The 18,994-nt window shown below is 67.8% G+C and carries 21 protein-coding genes; 11 read left to right on the forward strand and 10 right to left on the reverse strand.

Annotation, left to right across the window (positions count from 1 at the left end; translation table 11 throughout):
* Positions 1-131: 131 nt before the first annotated feature.
* The 5 genes from hflX to HPC46_RS08555 all read right to left on the reverse strand — a co-directional run bounded on the left by hflX (position 132) and on the right by HPC46_RS08555 (position 5,053).
* The gene (hflX, locus tag HPC46_RS08535) at positions 132-1,535 is read right to left on the reverse strand and encodes a GTPase HflX (RefSeq protein ID WP_179468745.1); all 1,404 of its coding nucleotides are present in this window, start codon (positions 1,533-1,535) and stop codon (positions 132-134) included.
* Positions 1,536-1,608: 73 nt separating this feature from the next.
* Positions 1,609-2,478, reverse strand: a complete 870-nt coding sequence (dapF, locus tag HPC46_RS08540) for a diaminopimelate epimerase (RefSeq protein ID WP_179468747.1) — start codon at positions 2,476-2,478, stop codon at positions 1,609-1,611.
* A 4-nt stretch (positions 2,479-2,482) separates the two neighbouring features.
* Positions 2,483-3,397, reverse strand: a complete 915-nt coding sequence (miaA, locus tag HPC46_RS08545; protein ID WP_179468749.1) for a tRNA (adenosine(37)-N6)-dimethylallyltransferase MiaA — start codon at positions 3,395-3,397, stop codon at positions 2,483-2,485.
* Positions 3,394-4,146: a class III extradiol ring-cleavage dioxygenase family protein gene (locus HPC46_RS08550; protein WP_179468751.1), complete on the reverse strand. Its 753-nt coding sequence runs from the start codon at positions 4,144-4,146 to the stop codon at positions 3,394-3,396. Before HPC46_RS08550 ends, miaA begins: the two co-directional genes overlap by 4 nt.
* Positions 4,147-4,165: 19 nt before the next feature.
* A complete protein-coding gene (locus HPC46_RS08555) occupies positions 4,166-5,053 on the reverse strand; it encodes a DMT family transporter (protein WP_179468753.1) in 888 nt (295 codons plus the stop codon).
* Positions 5,054-5,271: 218 nt separating this feature from the next.
* Here HPC46_RS08555 and HPC46_RS08560 point away from each other — a divergent pair, with 218 nt between their 5' ends.
* Positions 5,272-6,597: a DUF349 domain-containing protein gene (locus HPC46_RS08560; protein ID WP_179468755.1), complete on the forward strand. Its 1,326-nt coding sequence runs from the start codon at positions 5,272-5,274 to the stop codon at positions 6,595-6,597.
* On the opposite strand, the gene HPC46_RS08565 is transcribed toward HPC46_RS08560, so the two are convergent.
* Both HPC46_RS08565 and miaB read right to left on the reverse strand, forming a co-directional pair.
* Complete coding sequence (locus HPC46_RS08565; RefSeq protein ID WP_179468757.1) at positions 6,598-7,188, reverse strand: Rv2732c family membrane protein; 591 nt, start codon at positions 7,186-7,188, stop codon at positions 6,598-6,600.
* On the reverse strand, positions 7,176-8,696 hold the full coding sequence (miaB, locus tag HPC46_RS08570) for a tRNA (N6-isopentenyl adenosine(37)-C2)-methylthiotransferase MiaB (protein ID WP_325096600.1): 1,521 nt from the start codon (positions 8,694-8,696) through the stop codon (positions 7,176-7,178). The genes HPC46_RS08565 and miaB overlap by 13 nt, the downstream gene beginning before the upstream one ends.
* Positions 8,697-8,813: 117 nt before the next feature.
* On the opposite strand from miaB, the gene HPC46_RS08575 reads away from it, so the two are divergent.
* Genes HPC46_RS08575 through HPC46_RS08595 form a run of 5 tightly spaced genes read left to right on the forward strand, consistent with a single transcriptional unit; the run spans position 8,814 to position 13,306 of the window.
* Positions 8,814-9,542 carry an amino acid ABC transporter ATP-binding protein gene (locus HPC46_RS08575; protein WP_179468905.1) on the forward strand — a complete coding sequence of 243 codons (729 nt, stop codon included), beginning with the start codon at positions 8,814-8,816 and terminating at the stop codon, positions 9,540-9,542.
* An 18-nt stretch (positions 9,543-9,560) separates the two neighbouring features.
* Positions 9,561-10,373, forward strand: a complete 813-nt coding sequence (locus HPC46_RS08580; protein WP_179468759.1) for a glutamate ABC transporter substrate-binding protein — start codon at positions 9,561-9,563, stop codon at positions 10,371-10,373.
* Positions 10,374-10,385: 12 nt separating this feature from the next.
* A complete protein-coding gene (locus HPC46_RS08585) occupies positions 10,386-11,066 on the forward strand; it encodes an amino acid ABC transporter permease (RefSeq protein ID WP_179468761.1) in 681 nt (226 codons plus the stop codon).
* 25 nt (positions 11,067-11,091) lie between these two features.
* Positions 11,092-11,955 (forward strand): amino acid ABC transporter permease, encoded by an 864-nt coding sequence (locus HPC46_RS08590; protein WP_179468763.1) that lies wholly within the window; start codon positions 11,092-11,094, stop codon positions 11,953-11,955.
* A 49-nt stretch (positions 11,956-12,004) separates the two neighbouring features.
* On the forward strand, positions 12,005-13,306 hold the full coding sequence (locus tag HPC46_RS08595; protein ID WP_179468765.1) for a DUF1254 domain-containing protein: 1,302 nt from the start codon (positions 12,005-12,007) through the stop codon (positions 13,304-13,306).
* Between the two features lie 7 nt (positions 13,307-13,313).
* On the opposite strand, the gene HPC46_RS08600 is transcribed toward HPC46_RS08595, so the two are convergent.
* Positions 13,314-14,138 (reverse strand): TIGR03560 family F420-dependent LLM class oxidoreductase, encoded by an 825-nt coding sequence (locus tag HPC46_RS08600; protein WP_179468766.1) that lies wholly within the window; start codon positions 14,136-14,138, stop codon positions 13,314-13,316.
* A 148-nt stretch (positions 14,139-14,286) separates the two neighbouring features.
* Here HPC46_RS08600 and HPC46_RS08605 point away from each other — a divergent pair, with 148 nt between their 5' ends.
* The 5 genes from HPC46_RS08605 (at position 14,287) to HPC46_RS08625 (ending at position 17,346) form a co-directional block, all read left to right on the forward strand.
* Complete coding sequence (locus HPC46_RS08605; RefSeq protein ID WP_325096601.1) at positions 14,287-14,673, forward strand: DUF4189 domain-containing protein; 387 nt, start codon at positions 14,287-14,289, stop codon at positions 14,671-14,673.
* A gap of 38 nt (positions 14,674-14,711) precedes the next feature.
* Positions 14,712-14,945 (forward strand): hypothetical protein, encoded by a 234-nt coding sequence (locus HPC46_RS08610; protein WP_179468770.1) that lies wholly within the window; start codon positions 14,712-14,714, stop codon positions 14,943-14,945.
* A gap of 108 nt (positions 14,946-15,053) precedes the next feature.
* Positions 15,054-15,710 (forward strand): DJ-1/PfpI family protein, encoded by a 657-nt coding sequence (locus tag HPC46_RS08615; RefSeq protein WP_179468772.1) that lies wholly within the window; start codon positions 15,054-15,056, stop codon positions 15,708-15,710.
* Between the two features lie 2 nt (positions 15,711-15,712).
* The gene (locus HPC46_RS08620) at positions 15,713-16,024 is read left to right on the forward strand and encodes a hypothetical protein (RefSeq protein ID WP_179468774.1); all 312 of its coding nucleotides are present in this window, start codon (positions 15,713-15,715) and stop codon (positions 16,022-16,024) included.
* 35 nt (positions 16,025-16,059) lie between these two features.
* Positions 16,060-17,346 carry a cytochrome P450 family protein gene (locus HPC46_RS08625; RefSeq protein ID WP_179468776.1) on the forward strand — a complete coding sequence of 429 codons (1,287 nt, stop codon included), beginning with the start codon at positions 16,060-16,062 and terminating at the stop codon, positions 17,344-17,346.
* 6 nt (positions 17,347-17,352) lie between these two features.
* On the opposite strand, the gene recX is transcribed toward HPC46_RS08625, so the two are convergent.
* Positions 17,353-17,871: a recombination regulator RecX gene (gene recX, locus HPC46_RS08630; protein ID WP_179468777.1), complete on the reverse strand. Its 519-nt coding sequence runs from the start codon at positions 17,869-17,871 to the stop codon at positions 17,353-17,355.
* Complete coding sequence (gene recA, locus HPC46_RS08635) at positions 17,840-18,892, reverse strand: recombinase RecA (RefSeq protein ID WP_179468778.1); 1,053 nt, start codon at positions 18,890-18,892, stop codon at positions 17,840-17,842. The genes recX and recA overlap by 32 nt, the downstream gene beginning before the upstream one ends.
* Between the last annotated feature and the right edge of the window lie 102 nt (positions 18,893-18,994).

Below are 18,994 nucleotides of genomic sequence, written 5' to 3' on the forward strand. Positions count from 1 at the left end.
TCCCCGGTGCGGTATAGCTCACACTGGCTCAAGCCTGCTAAGGCCGCTGCCGGGGATATAGAGCAATTCGGCACATACCCGAAGGACGTCGGCACCCGGGCCCCTCTGCCGGACCGGGACCGGGACGCCGCCTAACTCGCGAATTCGCGCAGGCCGGCGGCCAGCGCCGCGGGCACTCGCGCTTTGAGCCGGGTGCCCGCATCCGTGTGCTCGACGGCGTCGACGTGCCCGTCGCTGTGTAGCCGCGCGACCAGGTCGCCACGGTCGTACGGGATCGTCACGTCGATGGTGATCTCCCGGGGTTCGACGAGCTCGCCGAGCCTGGCGCGCAGCCGCGGCAAACCCTCCCCGGTGTGCGCCGAGACGAACACCGCTCCCGGCAAGGCGCGGCGAAGCTGGGCCAGCGTCAGATCGTCGGCGGCGTCAATCTTGTTGACCACCAACAATTCCGGCGCCGGAGGTGCGTGGTGATCTCGTTGCACCTCGGTGATGACCTGGCGCACCGCCTCGATCTGGGCCAGCGGGTTGCTGTCGGATCCGTCGACCACGTGCACCAGCAGGTCGGCGTCGACGACCTCCTCCAGGGTGGAGCGGAATGCCTCGACCAGCTGGGTCGGCAGGTGCCGGACGAAACCGACGGTGTCGGTGAGCACGAACGGGCGGCCGTCGTCGAATTCGCCACGGCGCGTGGTTGGTTCGAGTGTGGCGAACAACGCGTTCTGCACCAGGACCCCGGCGCCGGTCAGCGCGTTGAGCAGGCTGGACTTGCCGGCGTTGGTGTAGCCGACGATCGCGATCGACGCCACGTCGCTGTGCAGCCGGCGGCTGCGCTGCGTATCGCGGATCTGCTTCATGTCCTTGATCTCGCGGCGCAGCTTGGACATTCGCTCCCGAATGCGGCGCCGGTCGGTCTCGATCTTGGTCTCACCGGGGCCACGGGTACCCACACCCCCACCGGCGCCGCCCGCCCGGCCGCCGGCCTGCCGTGACATCGATTCACCCCAGCCGCGCAGCCGCGGCAGCATGTACTCCATCTGCGCGTACGCCACCTGCGCCTTGCCTTCGCGGCTGGTGGCGTGCTGGGCGAAGATGTCCAGGATCAGCGCGGTCCGGTCGATGACCTTGACCTTGACCACCTTTTCCAGCGCGTTGAGCTGGGCCGGGCTGAGTTCACCGTCGCAGATCACGGTGTCGGCGCCGGTCGCGATCACGATCTGGCGCAACTCCTGGGCCTTGCCCGACCCGATGTAGGTGGACGGGTCCGGCTTGTCGCGGCGCTGGATGAGTCCTTCCAGCACCTCGGAGCCCGCGGTTTCGGCCAGCGCGGCCAGCTCCGCCAGGCTGGCTTCGGAGTCGGCGGCGCTGCCTTCGGTCCACACGCCGACCAGCACGACCCGTTCCAGCCGCAGCTGGCGGTACTCGACCTCGGAGACGTCGGTGAGTTCGGTGGACAGCCCGGCGACGCGCCGCAGCGCGGCGCGGTCCTCGAGCGCGAGTTCGCCGACGCTGGGGTCGGGAAAGTCAGCCTTGTTCATAGGTCTCTGTGTCATAAGCCGTCATCGATGGTGTCACGCCACTGGTACCTCGTGCATCCGAATAATGTGCTCCTCAGCGCTGGGCCGCCCACCACGTGTCGGCCACCTCACCGTGCGCCACCAGGCACGACGGACCCCGCAGCGAGCTGCTGGTATCGCTGATCCCGACGGTGACCTCCCCGCCCGGAATACGGACCCGCAGCGTGCCCGTCGACAGGTTGAGGTGGGCCAGCGCGGCGGCCGCGGCCGCCACGGTCCCGGTGCCGCAGGAACGGGTCTCGCCGACCCCGCGCTCGTGCACCCGCATGCTGACCGCACCGTCGCCGGCGATGGTGAGCACCTCGACGTTGACGCCGTCGGGGAACTGCTGGTGGTCGAACTGCACGGGTGCGGCGACGTCGAGAGCGGCCAGCGCCGCCTCGGACAGGCCGGGATCCAGGCAGGCCAGGTGTGGGTTGCCGACGTCGACGCCGATGCCGGTGAAGTGCCGGCCGCCGACGGTGGCGGTGCCGGTTCCGAGCCGGTTGACCTTGCCCATGTCGACGGTGACCTCGGCGTCGAGTGCGTCGGCGTGATGCACGGTCACCGGCCGCGGCCCGGCCAGCGAGCCGACCACGAACTCGTCGCGCTTCTCCAGGCCGCTGGCCCGCAAGTAGTGCGCGAACACCCGCACCCCGTTGCCGCACATCTGCGCGATCGAGCCGTCGGCGTTGCGGTAGTCCATGTACCAGTCGCCGGCGTCGACGCCCTCGGGCAGCCGGTCCAGCACGCCGGCTGCGACGACCGCACCGGCGGTGGTGACCCGCAGGACGCCGTCGGCGCCCAATCCCCGACGGCGGTCGCACAGCGCGGTCACCGCGGCGGGTGCCAGCTCGAGACGCGCGTCCAGGTCGGGCAGCAGCACAAAATCGTTTTCCGTGCCGTGCCCCTTGGTGAAGATCACCTGATCAGGATACGTGCCGCCATCGGGCGATCACCTCGTCGGCAAGGCCGCCTGCCGCGCCGTCGAGCCAACCGATGCGGTGGTCGCGCCGAAACCACGACCGCTGGCGGCGCACGTAGCGGCGGGTCCCGATGAACGTGAGCTCACGAGCCTGCGCCAGCTGCTCGTCGGCGCCACCGGCGTCCAGGGCGGCGATCACCTGGGCGTAGCCGAGCGCACGGGCGGCGGTCACGCCCTGACGCAGCCCGCAGTCCAATAAACCCCGCACCTCGCCGACCAGGCCGGCGTCGAACATCGCGTCAGTGCGCTGCGCCAGCCGGTCGTCGAGAATGGCTGTCGGCCAGTCCAATCCGATGATCAAGGTGTCCCAGCGGGGAGCCCCGATCCGGGGTGCGGATGCGGCGAACGGTTGACCGGTCAGCTCGACCACCTCCAGTGCCCGCACGATCCGGCGGCCGTCGGTGGCCAGGATCGCCGCCGCGGCGGCCGGGTCCCGGCGACCCAGCTCGGCATGCAATGCGGCCACCCCGATCTCGGCGAGTCGCTCTTCCCAGCGGGCGCGCACGTGCGCGTCGGTGGCCGGGAAGGCCCATTCGTCGAGCAGCGACTGGATGTAGAGCATCGAGCCGCCGACGATGACGGGCGGCACTCCGCGGGCCGCGATCGCTTCGACGTCGGCGGCGGCGGCCTCCTGATAGCGCGCAACGGTGGCGGTTTGGGCCACGTCGAGGACGTCGAGCTGATGATGCGGGATGCCGCGGCGCTCGGCGACGGTGAGTTTGGCGGTGCCGATGTCCATCCCGCGATACAGCTGCATGGCGTCGGCGTTGACGATTTCCCCGCCGAGCCGTTCGGCGACGTCCAGGGCAAGCGCGGACTTGCCGGTGCCGGTCGGCCCGATGACGGCGATCGGCCTCATGTCAATTCCCGGGTCGCTGCGCTCTCCCCCTTGCCTTCGGCGGGGCGGTACCCCCAGCCCTCCGCTGGCTTCCAGACGCCGACGAAGTACCCCACCCCGTAGGGGGCACCCCGCACCAGTTCCTTGGCCTCCCGCGGCCCGGAACCCACCAGCCCGGCCAGCACCTGGTAGGCCACCCGCCCGACGATCCCGCCGGGCAGCCAGGTCAACGCCGTCGCGTCGCCGCGGGCCAGCGCGTCGTCGAGCGCGGCCTGCACCGGTTCGGCGTCCGGGTCGTATCCGCCGGGTGCGGGCGGCGTCAGCGTGTTGGCGCCGTCGGCCACCACCAGCACACCGACCGGGTCATCGCCGGCGTCGATCTCGGCGCGCAGCGTCCGGCCGAACTCGAGGGCCATGTCCGCGTCGTGGTCGCCGCGGTACACCCGGACCTGCGCGCGCGCCGCCGGGTTCGCCTGTCCGCGAAGCCATCCGGCGAACAGCGCGCACAGCGGCAGCGCGCTGACAGCGGCAGCGGCGTCCGGGGACAGCGACACCGGGACGTCCACCCCGTAGCCGGCGAACGTGCCCCGGGTGTTCGCCTCGAAGCGTTGATCGCGGGGTCCGACGCCGATGGCGATCCAGCGGTCCGGCAGCTCGGCGGCCGCCGCCAGCGCCGCGGCGCGGAACTCGCCGACCTCGGCGGCCGCCGCACCCGCCAGCTCGGGCACCAGGACGGGCGCCGACGGAGTCAGGGCGATGGCGGAGAGCACGCCACCACGGTAGTGGCCGTCAGCCGGGCACCGTCTCGGTGGCGGGCTCGCCGGTGGAGGTGACCTCGCCGCGGGCCAGCGCTGCAGTGGCGAACACCATGGCCGCAACCGCGACGATCAGCACGAACCAGCCGGCGTCGCCGGGCCGCAGCGTCTCGCCGAGGACGAAGATGCCCAGCACCGAGCCGACGATCGGTTCGGCGACCGTCATCGTCGGCAGCGACGCGGCCATCGACCCGGCCCGGAACGCCGACTGCTGCCATGCGGTCGCGGCCACCGCGACCAGCGCCCACGCATAGAGTTCCGGGCTGGCCAGCACCGCCTCGATACCGTGGTCCAAGCGGCCGACGACACCCTTGGTCAGGACCGCGAACAATCCCCACAGCGAGCCGGAGACCAGCGCCAGCAGCACCGCGGCGGCCGGCTTTCCCGCCCACACCCGAGAACCGATCACGCACAGCGCCAGCGCGGGGCCCATGATCGCGATCACCCAGACCCACAGCTCGAAGCCAGCGCGGGAATGTCCCTCGGTGGGGTTGCCGACGGTGACGATCACGGCCACCGATGCGGCCAGCAGCACCGCCCACAACCATTGCGAGCGGCTGATCCGCCGGTGCGCGAAATAGGCGCTCATCGGCAGGGCGAACAGCAGCGAGGTGACCAGCAGGGCCTGGACCAGCAGCACCGAACCGAATCCGAGCGCGGCGGCCTGAAATCCGAAACCCGCGCCGCCGGCCACACTGCCCACCCACCACGTCTTGTCGCGCAGCAACCGGGTGAACAGCTCGATGGGGCTCACCTTCTCGTCGGTGACGTCGTGCGCCGAACGTTGCTGGATGACGTCACCGATCGCGATGAAGAAGGCGGCGCACAACGCAAGCAGGACAGCGATATCCGCCTTTGCCATGGTCGACTCCTCCACCCTCGAATCCGCCAGCCTGCCCGCCGATCACCGTCGTCCGCAACCTCAGACCGCCCAACCCGGACGCACATGTGGCATCGACCTGGTTCAATACCAACGAGGACGGCCACCCGCAACCGACGGAGGTCGTCGACCATGCAGTAGTGGCGCCGCGTCGCGCGGCAGATGCGCGGGGTTTCCCGCGCGGAGGGTAGGTAAGACGCGTGACCATCGACGAACCCAACGCCGGCGGACCCCCGAGGCCCGGACCCCGACCGGGACCCGCACGGCCCGTCCCCAAACCCCACCCGCCCACTGCTCCCCTGGCGGTGCCGCCGTCCAGTGACCCGCACCGGTTCGGCCGCGTCGACGACGACGGCACGGTGTGGCTGATCACCTCGGCCGGTGAACGCTCGATCGGCTCGTGGCAGGCCGGCGACACCGAGGCCGCCTACGCTCACTTCGGCAGGCGCTTCGAGGATCTGGCTACCGAGGTCACCCTCATGGAGACCCGGCTGGCCTCAGGTACCGGTGATGCGCGCAAGATCAAGGCAGCAGCGGCCGCACTGGCTGAAACCCTGCCCACCGCAAGCGTTCTCGGCGATCTCGACGCCCTGGCCGAGCGGCTGGGCGCGATCCGCGACCACGCCGAGGAAACAGCCGCCGCCGACCGGGCGCGCCGCGACGAACATCGCGCCGAGCAGACGGCCCGCAAGGAGGCGCTGGCCGCGGAGGCCGAGGAGCTGGCCAACGCCTCGACACAGTGGAAGGCCGCCGGCGACCGGTTGCGCGCCATCCTCGACGAATGGCGCACGATCACCGGCCTGGACCGCAAGACCGATGACGCGCTGTGGAAGCGGTATTCGGCGGCCCGCGAAACGTTCAACCGCCGCCGCGGCTCGCACTTCGCCGACCTGGACCGGGAACGCGCCGGGGCCAAGCAGGCCAAGGAACAGTTGTGTGCGCGCGCCGAGGAACTCGCCGGGTCCACCGAGTGGTCGGCCACGGCGACCGCGTTTCGCGATCTGCTGGCCCAGTGGAAGGCCGCCGGCCGGGCAGCCAAAGACGTCGACGACGCCCTGTGGCATCGGTTCAAGGCCGCACAGGACACGTTCTTTGCCGCGCGCAACGCGGTGAACGCCGAGCGCGACACCGAGTTCGCGGCCAATGCCACCGCCAAGGAGGCGTTGCTCGCCGAGGCCGAGAGGCTCGACACGTCCAATCCCGATGCGGCCCGCTCGGCGCTGCGGACGATCACCGACAAGTGGGACGCGATCGGAAAGGTGCCGCGTGAGCGGTCCGCCGATCTGGAGCGACGGCTGCGTGCGATCGAGAAGAAGGTGCGCGACGCCGCCGACTCCAGCCGGATCGATCCCCAGGCGCAGGCGCGTGCCGAGCAGTTCCAGGCCCGCGTCGAACAGTACGAAAAGCAGGCGGAGAAAGCCGAAGCCGCCGGTCGCACGAAGGATGCCGAAACCGCACGGGCCAACGCCGACCAGTGGCGCCAGTGGGCGGATGCGGCGGTCGAATCGCTGGGTAAGAAGCGCTAGCTAGGAGTTGTCCTCGCGCCGGTCGACGTCGTCGAGCAGCGAGCGGGACTGACTTTCGGCCGACGCGGCTCGGCGCTGCTCCTCGGCGGCCAGCTGCACCGCGGTGCGCGTCCACACGACCCGCGCCCAGTGGAACGTCAGCACGATCACCGCAAGCCAGCCCAGCAGTAGCCCGATGCCGGGGCCCGGGTGTCCGTGCACGGCGGTCTGCCGCGACCAGACAGCCAGCAGCCCGACAGCGCTGGACAGCGCCGAGCCGGCCAGCGCGATCCAGGCCAGCACCCAGCGCCTGGTCAGCAGCGCGAGCATCGAGAATCCGACGCCGAACACCAGGACCAGCCAGGTGAAGATGCGCGATGGCACGGCGATACCGACACTGAGCGCCTTGCTGTCCCCCATCAGCACGTCGACGCCGCGCGCGTCGCCGGTGTGCGGCAAGATCAGCGACAGCAGCAGGACGAACACCAGGATGGCCACGACCATGGCGCGAGCTCCGGGCTGGATCTCGCCGGCGACTTTGCGTTCGGCCTTCTCCAGGTCGGACCGGTAGCTCTCCCATCCGTCGTTCTCCGGGCGACTCATCGCGAACATCCCGTCGTCTCTTCGATGATGGGCCTACCCACCGGGGGCAACCCCAGCCCGACCGTGCGCGGCCGCAGGCCCGCGGCGTGCGCATCGCCGGCGCGGGTCCGGCGGTGGCCGAGCAGCGGCGCGTCGGCGATCAGGTGGTGCGGAGCGGCGCCGGTGACCGTGGTCGTGACGATGTCCCCGGGGCGCGGCTCGGCGTCACCCGGTGTGAAGTGCACGAGGCGGCCGTCGCGGGCACGTCCGCTCATCCGCGCGGTGCTGGCGTCCTTGCGACCCTCGCCGGTGGCGACCAGCAACTCCACGCGGGTGCCGATCTGGGCGGTGTTCTCCTCGAACGAGATCCGCTCCTGCAGCTCGATCAGGCGGTCATAGCGTTCCTGCACAACGGCTTTGGGCAGCTGACCGTCGAGCTCGGCAGCCGGGGTTCCGGGCCGCTTGGAGTACTGGAAGGTGAACGCGGCGCAGAACCGGGCCTGGCGGACCACGTCGAGGGTGGCGGCGAAGTCGTCCTCGGTCTCGCCGGGGAAGCCGACGATGATGTCGGTGGTGATCGCCGCGTGCGGCATCGCCGCACGCACCCGCTCGATGATGCCGAGGTACTTCTCGGCGCGGTACGACCGGCGCATGGCCTTGAGCATGCGGTCGGAGCCGGATTGCAGCGGCATGTGCAGGGCCGGGCAGACATTCGCGGTCTGCGCCATGGCCTCGATGACGTCATCGGTGAATTCGGCCGGGTGCGGTGAGGTGAACCGGACCCGTTCCAGCCCGTCGACCCGCCCGCAATCCCGCAGCAGGGCGGCGAAGGCGCCGCGATCGCGGGGGCTGTCGGTGAACGAGACACCGTAGGCGTTGACGTTCTGGCCCAGCAAAGTGATCTCGAGGACGCCCTGGTCGACCAGCGAGCGCACCTCGGCGAGGATGTCGTCGGGGCGGCGGTCCACTTCCTTGCCGCGCAGCGAGGGCACGATGCAGAACGTGCAGGTGTTGTTGCAGCCCACCGAGATGGAAACCCATGCCGCATAGGCAGATTCGCGCGCGGCGGGGAGCGTGGACGGAAATTCGCGCAGCGACTCTTCGATCTCGACCTGAGCCTGCTGATTGTGTCGCGCCCGGTCGAGCAATGCCGGCAGCGAGCCGATGTTGTGGGTGCCGAAGACGACGTCGACCCAGGGCGCCTTCTTCAACAGACCGTCGCGGTCCTTCTGTGCCAGGCAGCCGCCGACGGCGATCTGCATGTTCGGGTCGGCCTGCTTGCGCGGGGCGAGGTGGCTGATGTTGCCGTACAGCTTGTTGTCGGCGTTTTCCCGCACCGCGCACGTGTTGAACACCACGACGTCGGCGTCGGCGCCCTCGGGTGCGCGGTGATAGCCGGCGGCCTCGAGCAGTCCGGCCAGCCGCTCGGAATCGTGGACGTTCATCTGACAGCCGTAGGTGCGCACCTGATAGCTGCGCCCAGCCCCCGAACCAGGCAGTTCGCCCGCGGGGTGGTCGTTGGTCAGCACCGATGTCACAGGCTCATCGTACGGAGCAGGTGGTGTGGCGGAGAAATCGCGGATTGGTCAACGCTGCGCAATCTGCGGGTTACCTGGGTAGGGTCTGAACGCATGGGGCGCAGCGGCGGCGAGCCGATGATCTCGATCAAGGGCGTCAATAAGCATTTCGGCGACCTGCACGTACTCAAAGACATCAACCTCGAGGTCGATCGCGGCCAGGTGGTGGTGGTTCTCGGCCCGTCGGGTTCGGGTAAGTCAACGTTGTGCCGCACCATCAACCGGCTGGAGACCATCGATTCGGGAACGATCGCCATCGACGGTCAGCAATTGCCTTCCGAGGGGCGCAAACTCGCGCAGTTGCGCGCCGATGTGGGCATGGTGTTCCAGTCGTTCAACCTTTTCGCGCACAAGACGATCCTGGAGAACGTTGCTCTGGCACCGGTGAAGGTGCGCAAGGTCGACAAAGGCAAGGCGCGTGAGAACGCGCTGTCGTTGCTGGAGCGGGTCGGGGTGGCCAACCAGGCGGACAAGTACCCCGCGCAGCTGTCCGGCGGTCAGCAGCAACGCGTCGCCATCGCCCGATCGCTGGCCATGAGTCCGAAGGTGATGCTGTTCGACGAGCCGACCAGCGCGCTGGACCCGGAAATGATCAACGAGGTGCTGGCCGTGATGACCTCGCTGGCGTCCGACGGCATGACGATGGTGGTGGTCACCCACGAGATGGGCTTCGCCCGCAAGGCCGCCAACCGGGTGGTGTTCATGGCCGACGGCGCGATCGTCGAGGACGCCCCACCCGCCGAATTTTTCGACAATCCGCGCTCGGAGCGCGCCAAAGACTTTCTCGGCAAGATCCTCAACCACTAGGGCGAAAGGAACACCCGTATGCCTTCTCTTTCCTGGCGGCTCGTCGGCGCCGCTGTACTCGCTGTCGCGTTGCCGTTCGCCGCGACCGCCTGCGGTGGCGGTGACAGCGGCGACAAGCTGGTGATCGGCACGAAGTTCGACCAACCCGGTCTGGGGCTGAAGAATCCGGACGGCACGCTGAGCGGTTTCGACGTGGACGTGGCCAAGTACATCGCCAAGGAGCTCGGCTACCCCGAGGACAAGATCGAGTGGAAGGAATCTCCCTCCGGTCAGCGCGAGAACCTGATTCAGAACGACCAGGTGAAGTACATCGTCGCGACCTATTCGATCACCGACTCCCGCAAGGAGAAGGTCAGCTTCGCCGGACCGTATCTGATCACCGGCCAGAGCCTGTTGGTGCGGGCCGACAACTCGGACATCACCGGTGCGGAGTCGCTGCAGAACGGCAAGAAGTTGTGTTCGGTCAGCGGATCGACGCCCGCGCAGCGGATCAAGGACAAGTACCCGGGTGTTCAGCTGCAGCAGTACGACACCTATTCGGCCTGTGTGGAGGCACTGAAGAACGGCGCGATCGACGCGGTGACCACCGATGAGGTGATCCTCGCCGGGTACGCCGCGCAGACCCCCGGCACGTTCAAGATCGTCGGCGAGCCGTTCTCCGAAGAGCGTTATGGCGTCGGCCTGAAGAAGGGTGACACCGAGTTGTGCACCAAGATCACCGACGCGCTGAAGAAGATGGAGGCCGACGGCGCCTGGAAGGCGGCGTTCGACAAGAATCTCGGTCCGGCCGGGATCACCGCTCCCGCACCGCCGGCGTTCGACGCCTGCTGAGGTCGCGCGGGAGTGGAGATCTTCAGCGAGTATCGCGGCCAGATCTTCGAGGCGTTCTGGACGACGATCCAGCTCACGGTGTTCTCCGCGATCGGAGCGCTGATCCTCGGCACGGTGCTGGCCGCGATGCGGTTGGCACCGGTGCCGATGCTCAACTGGCTGGGCACCGCCTACGTCAATGTGGTGCGCAATACCCCGCTGACGCTGATCATCCTGTTCTGCTCGTTCGGGTTGGCGCAGACGCTGGGGATCACGCTGGTGGACCCGAAGTCGATGACGTCCATCGAAGACAGCAACTTTCGGCTCGCCGTGCTCGGGCTGACGGTCTATACCGCGTCGTTCGTGTGTGAAACGGTGCGCTCCGGGGTGAATACCGTGCCGCTGGGACAGGCCGAGGCCGCCCGCTCACTGGGCTTCTCGTTCGGCCAGAACCTGCGAATGATCCTGTTGCCCCAGGCTTTTCGATCGGTGATCATTCCGCTGGGCTCGGTGCTGATCGCCTTGACCAAAAACACGACGATCGCCTCGGCGATCGGCGTCGCCGAGGCGGCCCTGCTGATGAAGGGGATGATCGAGAACACCGCGGCGCTGCTCACGGTGGGCACCATCTTCGCCGTCGGTTTCGTGATCCTGACGCTGCCGTTGGGCTTGTTGTTCGGCTGGCTGGGCAAGCGGCTGGCGGTGGCACGATGAGCGCTTGCGCGAAGAGCAGACGATCATGAGCACGGCCTCGGTCCTGTTCGACGCGCCCGGCCCACGGGCGCGAGTCCGCAACCGCATCATCACGGCGGTGACGATTGTCGTTGCCGCACTGGTGGTCTGGGGCGTGGTCGCTAAGCTCGCCGGCAAGGGTCAGCTGACCGAGGCCAAGTGGCGGCCGTTCCTGACCGCGAACCTGTGGACGACCTACGTGCTGCCGGGCATCGAGGGCACATTGAAAGCCGCGGCGCTCTCGATCGTGCTCGCCCTGATTCTGGGGTTCCTGCTGGGCGTCGGGCGGCTGTCGCACAACGGCTTCATCCGCTGGCCGTCGGCGGTGATCGTGGAGTTCTTCCGCGCCGTGCCCGTGCTGATCATGATGATCTTCGCCTACTTCCTGTTCGCGCTCTACGACGTGTTCCCGTCCAAATACCTGGCGCTGGCCGGTGTGGTGACCGGCCTGACGCTGTACAACGGCGCGGTGATCGCCGAGATCGTGCGCTCCGGCGTCGGCTCGCTGCCGCGCGGGCAGAGCGAGGCCGCGTCCGCGCTGGGTCTGCGCTGGGGGCAGACGATGCGGTCAATCCTGTTGCCGCAGGCCATCACCTCGATGCTGCCGGTGCTGGTCTCGCAGTTGGTGGTCGTGCTGAAGGACACCGCGATCGGATATCAGATCACCTTCGTCGAGATGGTGCGCCAGGGCACGGTCGTCGGCTCGTCGTACGGCAATTATGTTCCCGCGCTGATCGTCATCGCCGTGTTGATGATCAGTGTGAACTTCGCATTGTCGGTGGCGGCGACACGACTGGAGCGACGGCTGCGGCGTTCCAAGCGCGCGGCCACCCCGATGCACGCGGATTCCGCGCTGGAACCCGGCGATTAGCCTGATCGGGTAGGGTCGGCGCACTGTTGCCGCCGACGATGGGACGCACGTGAGCACCTTGTCATCCGACCTGCGCACGCTCAGCTACGAGGCCTTCATCTATTTCTATCCGCTGGTCACGATGGATATCACCCGGTTGCAGGCGATCAACGGGACGGGCATCGGCGCGGGGCCGCCCAACCAGTTCAACCATGTCCGCCAATACCCCGACGCCGACTTCCGTGCCGTCGTGCGGCCCAATTTCGACACCTTGTATTCGTCGGCCTGGCTCGACCTCGGCCACGGGCCGGTGATTCTCGAGGTCCCCGACACCGATGACCGCTACTTCATGCTCCCGCTGCTCGACATGTGGACCGATGTCTTCGCCAATCCCGGCAAGCGGACCTCCGGAACCGGGGCGCAGCGCTATGTGATTGCCGGTCCCGGACACACCGGCCCGCTACCGAAGGATGTTCCGGTCATCCACGCCCCCACGCCATACGTGTGGATCATCGGCCGTACCCAGACCAACGGTCCGTCCGACTACCCGGCAGTGCACGCCGTCCAGGACGGCTACACCCTGACGCCGCTGGTGCCGCCGACGACATCGTTCGTCAGAGACGAGTCCTACGACGTCACCACCGAGCCACTGCGCAAGGTCAACGAGATGGCGGCGCTCGACTATCTCGCCTATGCCGCCGATTTGCTCGCCGTCAATCCGCCTCACACCACCGACTTTTCGATCTTGGCCCGGCTGTCGGGACTCGGTATCGAGGTCGACAAACCGTTCGACGCGCAGCGGTTCTCCCCCGACCAGCAGGCCGAGATCGAAGCAGGCAAACAGGATGCGCTTGCGGCGATCACTTCGGCTGCCCCGACGCTGGGCAACATCGTCGACGGGTGGATGAGCCTGACCGAGGGCATGGGCGTGTACGGCAACTCCTATCTGCGGCGCGCCGCCATCACACTGGTGGGGCTGGGAGCCAATCCGCCCGAGGACGCGGTGTATCCGCTGCTGATAACCGACGCCGACGGTCAACCACTGTCCGGCGAGAACGACTACGTCATTCACTTCGACGCCGGGAAGCTGCCGCCGGTGGATGGTTTCTGGTCGGTGACGATGTACGACGCCGAGGGCTACCAGGTGGCCAACGAGATCAATCGGTTCGCGATCGGCGATCGGGATGCATTGCAGTACAACACCGATGGTTCACTCGATCTCTATCTGCAGCACGCCAATCCGGGCGCCGAGAAGGCGGCCAACTGGCTGCCCGCGCCGCTGGGCACCTTAGGTGTCACGATGCGGCTTTATGCCCCGCACCGCGCAGCGATCGCCGGAACGTGGCATCCGCCCGCAGTCCGCAAGGTGTGATCCCGGGCTAGGCCAGCTGCGCACAGCGCTCCAGCAGCTCGATCGACGGCGGCTGGTAGAAGCTCAGCACAGCGTGCTCGCAACCCAGTTCGGCGAATTGCGGCAGCAGATCCAGCTGGGTGGCGACCTGTTCGGGTTCGCGCGGGTGCAGAAAGATCTGGACTGATCGCCGGATCTCGGCCGGGTCGCGGCCGACCTCGGCGCAGGCTTCGTCGAGCCGATTACTGACCTCACCCCACTGCCCCGGGGTGCCGTGACTCGGCATGTTCCACTCGTCGGCGTGACGTGCGATCACGCGTAGCATCTTGGGCTGCGATCCGCCGACGACGATCGGTGGGTGCGGCCGCTGTAAAGGCTTGGGCTCGCAGATGGCCTCGCTCAGCGTGTAGAACCGGCCCTCGAAGGTGACCGACGCTTCAGTCCACAGCCGCCGGATGACGGTGAGCGCTTCGTCGAGCATCGCGACTCGTGTTCCAGCACTGGGAAATTCCAGGCCGTAGCCGCGGTGCTCGGCCTCGTGCCAGCCCGCACCGATGCCGAAGTCGAGCCGCCCGCCACTGATGTGGTCGACGGTGACCGCCATCTTCGCCAGGATCGCCGGGTTGCGGTAGGTCACGCCGGTGACCATGCAGCCGATCCTGGCCCGCCTGATGACCACCGCCATCGCGGCCAGCGTGGTCCACCCCTCATGCGTCGGCGCGGTGTCGTCGACCAGACCGTAGAAGTGGTCGTAATTCCAGATCGCCTCGAAGCCGAGTTCGTCGGCGGCGCGCCAGAACTGTTCGAGTTCGGGATAGTCGAAGGTGGGTGCGAGCTTGGCCGAGATCCGCATGCCCGCAGCCTAGTCTCGGACTCGAATTCGCCGGTGGACGGCCGGCGTGCGGCTACAGTAACGACTCACCGTTGCCGATCAGCTCCAGGACAGGACTCCGATGGCCCTTACCCGCATGGCAGCTACCGTATGGGCGCTAGGTGCCGTCGTGGCAACGCTCTCAGTAGGTTCGGCGTGGGCCGGCGGGCCCGATGGCGCAATCGAGAGCAGCGACAACATTTCTCAGGCGGTCGGCTCGGGTGTGCTGGGCGGCGCCCTTGCCGGATTCTCCGCTACCGGTCCGACCAACGAAGCGGCCTCGGCGGCCGTGATTGCTGCGTGCCAGCAAGCCGGCGCCCAAGAGTGCACCCGCGACGAGGTGACCAACGACAACCTGTGCGTGGTTTCTGTCGGCGCCGACGACGGCAGCGGAATCGTGTCCGGCGGCGCCGGGCCGACTGTCGAGGCCGCGCGTGACGACGCGTTCCGGCACTCCCAGGATGCCAACGCGCCGCTGGACCCGGGCGCTCGAATTCTCGTGTCGGCCTGCCCGTGACACGTCATGCACTCATTCCCGGCGAAAGGAACTCCCGGATGACCATGCAAGCAAAACTCTCAATCCTGACGGCGGCTGTGGTTGCGGCATCGCTGATTTCGGCTCCCCTGGCCGGTGCCCGGCAGACCTGTCACGACGCGGGCAGCCACGTGATGTGCGAGACCAGCGGCAGCGTGTCGATCAAGGCAGTGCCCCAGACGCGCGCACCCAACGTCAGTGAGATCACCCCGACCGGACGGGACCGGCGCCGCGGCATCGTCTGGAGCTGGTGACCCGAGCACGCTCCAGCCGAGGGCGTGCGGACCGCTTGGCAAGATCCCGGCGCCTGCTGTCGATGCCGCCACTGTTGGTGACCGGCCTGCACAGCCGACGATGTCGGCATGCATGCACAGATAGTCCTGTTCGACGGATTCGACCCTCTCGACGCCATCGCCCCGTTCGAGGTGCTGGCCGCCGGCAGCGATGCGGTCGGTGGCGAGCTGGTGGTCGAGATGGTCACCGCCGAGGGGCCACGCGCGGTGCTCAGCGGAACCCGTGGGCTGGTCATCCCAGCCACCGGTCAGCTCGACCCGGCCAAGCCGGGCTATATCGTCGTGCCGGGCGCGTCCGGCCCGATCGAGGGTGATCCCGACGAGGGTGTCGAGACCATCCCCGTTCTGCTCGCCCGGTTCGGCGAAACAGCTGCAGTGCCGTTGCTGCGCAAGGCCTTGGACAATCCGGACATCATCGTGGCCACCGTGTGCGGCGGTTCGCTCGCGCTGGCGATGGCAGGACTGATCGAGGGCCGCAACGCCAACACCCATCACCTCGGGGTCGATGTCCTGGAAGCCACCGGGGTGACCCCGGTGGCGGCCAGGGTTGTCGACGACGGCGACCTGGTGACGGCCGGCGGTGTGACGTCCGGCCTGGACCTCGCATTGCACCTGCTGCACCGAAGTTACGGTCCCCGAGTGGCTTTGGCCGTCGAGGACATGTTCGCCTATGAACGGCGCGGAACGGTGTGGACCAACACCGGGCGCCTCCCGATGGCGATCTGACGATGGGCATCCTCGGCGACTGGGACGTCGCGATCAAGACACCGATCGGCACGCTGCACGTGGTGTACAACTTCACCGAGCTCGATCAGGTCATCGTCGGCAGCGCGGCCGGTCAGGGCGAGACCGTCTCGCTCAGCGACATCGTGGTCACTCCGGCCGCCGGCGGTCTGCGCGCGACCTGGCGCCAAACCGTCACCAAGCCAATGCGATTGAAGCTCGACTTCGACGTGCTGGTGTCCGACGACGAACTGAAGGGTCATTCTCGCGCCGGGCGGCTACCGCGAACGGCGGTCACCGGCCGACGCCGAACCTGACCCGAGCCGTCCGGTCGAAAAGGTATCGTCAGCAAGTGCCGAACCCGCTCGACGTCCTACCCGTCGCCGACGGCGTCGGGCTGCCATGGGATGTCGCGGTCGACGACGCGGTGGCCGCGATCGCCGCGGCGCGCGAACGCTGCGGCGACACCTTTGTGGTGCAGAGTGGAAACGATCGGTACCTTTTCACCTTTTCGCCGACCGGCGTCGAATCGTTCTACGCGCTCGCTGAAGAAGCGGCGAGCAAGGGTGTCGCGGACTTCCTGATGCTGCGGCGCAAGCTGCCCGACGAGGTGTTTGCCGGCAGACGACTATTGCCGAGTTCACTGTTTCGCCGCGACGACGTCACCTCATACCTCGCGAACCTCGACCGTGCCCTCGACGCGACGGAGGTGGAGCTCGGCAAGAGCGGCTCCGTCGAGCTGTTCGCACTGACCCGACGGCTCGGCCACCGCATGGGGTTGGCGTCGTGGGCGGGGCCGGGCTGCGCCGACGGGGAACCGTTCGAGCGGCTGGTGCGCGCGTTCGACGTACTCGACGGTTCGGACGCCTTCGTTCACCCCGACGCGATGGCCGCCGTGGCCGCCTCGGGTATGCAGGCCGAGCGAGCTGCCTTGGCGGAGGTTTCCGAGGTGATTGAAGCCTCACTGCGACAGCATGATTCGACGCCCGATGCCGGCGCAGGGTTGTTCAGCCGAATCGTCGATGCCTGGGCATCGGAATCGCCGGACGTCCGCAATCGCGGTATCGCGATGGATGTCGTGCTCATCCACATCGCCTCGATGTCGAACCTGATGGCGGCGCTCGGCTGGGCACTCGTCGATCTGATCGTTCATCCCGATCAACTCCGGCTGGTCGCGGGCGGCGATCGCGAGCTCGCTTCCAGCTGCGCCCTCGAAAGTACCCGGCTGGCGCAGCGTTCGATCATGGCCCGCGCTGTACTCGAGCCGGTCGCATTCGACACCGGGGCAGGTGTGGTCGATGTACCGAAGGGCTGGACCATCGCGACGCTCCTGCCGCTGCTGAACACATCGGCGGCTGCCGGCTTGGAGAAGTGGGATCCCAGTCGATGGCACCGGTACCGGCTCGCCGATGCGCATGCGTTGCCGTCACCGATGCTGGTGACCGCCTTTGGCCACGGCAAGCATTCCTGTCCGGCACAGCCCTTTTCGTTGGCCGCAATGACGATGGCGATGACCCGCCTCTTCGGCTGTTATGACATGAGGCCCGAGTGGGACAGATATCCGCGTCCGGTACCCGCTCAGATCGGCGGCGTGGCGCGCGCGGCTGATCCCTGCCCGGTGGGCTACACAACGCGCTGACCGAAGCTAGACCGCCCGGCGTTCCCGCTCGGCCGCCAATCCCTCGCTGACCACCGCCACGGCCATGCTCTGGTGGTAGCCGCGCCGGGCCAGCATCCCGACCAGCCTGCGCATCACCTTGACGTCATCCCCGTCGTCGAGCTTCTCGCGGCGCAGCTTCTGCTCCACCAACTGCTCGGCGCGTAGCCGCTCGGCACCGGCGTCGATCCCGTCGAGCGCCGCGGCGATCAATTCGTCGTCGACACCTTTGGTCCGAAGCTCAGCAGCCAAGGCGCGCTTACCTTTTCCGGCCCGTTGCCGCCGGGATTGGACCCACTGCTGCGCGAAGTCCGCATCGTCGATCAGGCCGACGGCGGCCAGCCGATTCAGGATCGTCGCAATGACCTCGCCGGAATATCCCCGCTTGGTCAGCTGCCCGGCCAGCTCAGATCGAGTCCGCGGCCGCGCGGTGAGCAGGCGCAGGCACAGCGCATGCGCCTGCTCTTCGCGGCTCTCAGAAATCGACTGGGGCCGGCAGGACGTCATCGATGGGCCCATCGGTCATCACCGCGCCGATACCGAGCTTCTCCTTGATCTTCTTCTCGATCTCGTTGGCGACGTCGGGGTTCTCCATCAAGAAGTTGCGGGCGTTCTCCTTGCCCTGCCCGAGCTGCTCACCCTCGTAGGTGAACCACGATCCGGACTTGCGGATGAAGCCCTGGTCGACGCCCATGTCGATGAGCGAGCCCTCACGGCTGATGCCCTTGCCGTAGAGGATGTCGAACTCGGCCTGCTTGAACGGCGGCGACACCTTGTTCTTGACGACCTTCACGCGGGTGCGGTTACCCACCGCGTCGGTGCCGTCCTTGAGTGTCTCGATCCGCCGCACATCCAGGCGCACCGAGGCGTAGAACTTCAACGCCTTACCGCCCGTTGTGGTTTCGGGCGAGCCGAACATCACGCCGATCTTCTCGCGGAGCTGGTTGATGAAGATCGCGGTGGTGCCCGAGTTGTTCAGCGCGCCGGTCATCTTGCGCAGCGCCTGGCTCATCAAGCGGGCCTGCAGGCCGACGTGACTGTCGCCCATCTCGCCTTCGATCTCGGCGCGGGGCACCAGGGCAGCCACCGAGTCGATGACGATGAGGTCGATGGCGCCCGACCGCACCAGCATGTCGGCGATCTCGAGCGCCTGCTCACCGGTGTCGGGCTGGCTGACCAGCAGTGCGTCGGTATCCACGCCGAGCTTCTTGGCGTAGTCCGGGTCCAGTGCGTGCTCGGCGTCGATGAAGGCCGCGATACCACCGGCAGCCTGTGCGTTGGCCACCGCGTGCAGCGCGACGGTGGTCTTACCCGACGATTCCGGGCCGTAGATCTCGACGACGCGGCCGCGCGGCAGGCCGCCGATGCCGAGCGCGACGTCCAGGGCGATGGATCCGGTCGGGATGACCGAGATCGGCTGGCGCACCTCATCTCCGAGGCGCATCACCGACCCCTTGCCGAAGTTCTTGTCGATTTGCGCGAGCGCCAGCTCGAGGGCCTTCTCGCGATCAGGTGCCTGCGGAGCCATGGTGATACCTCTTCCGGTAGTCGTCTGCTGACCGTGTTGGTCAATTGGCCGTGACGTTAAAGGAGGCCTCTGACAAAAACTCGGTCCAACGTCGACCACCAT

It is taken from the genome of Mycolicibacterium vinylchloridicum, assembly GCF_013404075.1.
Lineage (GTDB): Bacteria > Actinomycetota > Actinomycetes > Mycobacteriales > Mycobacteriaceae > Mycobacterium > Mycobacterium vinylchloridicum.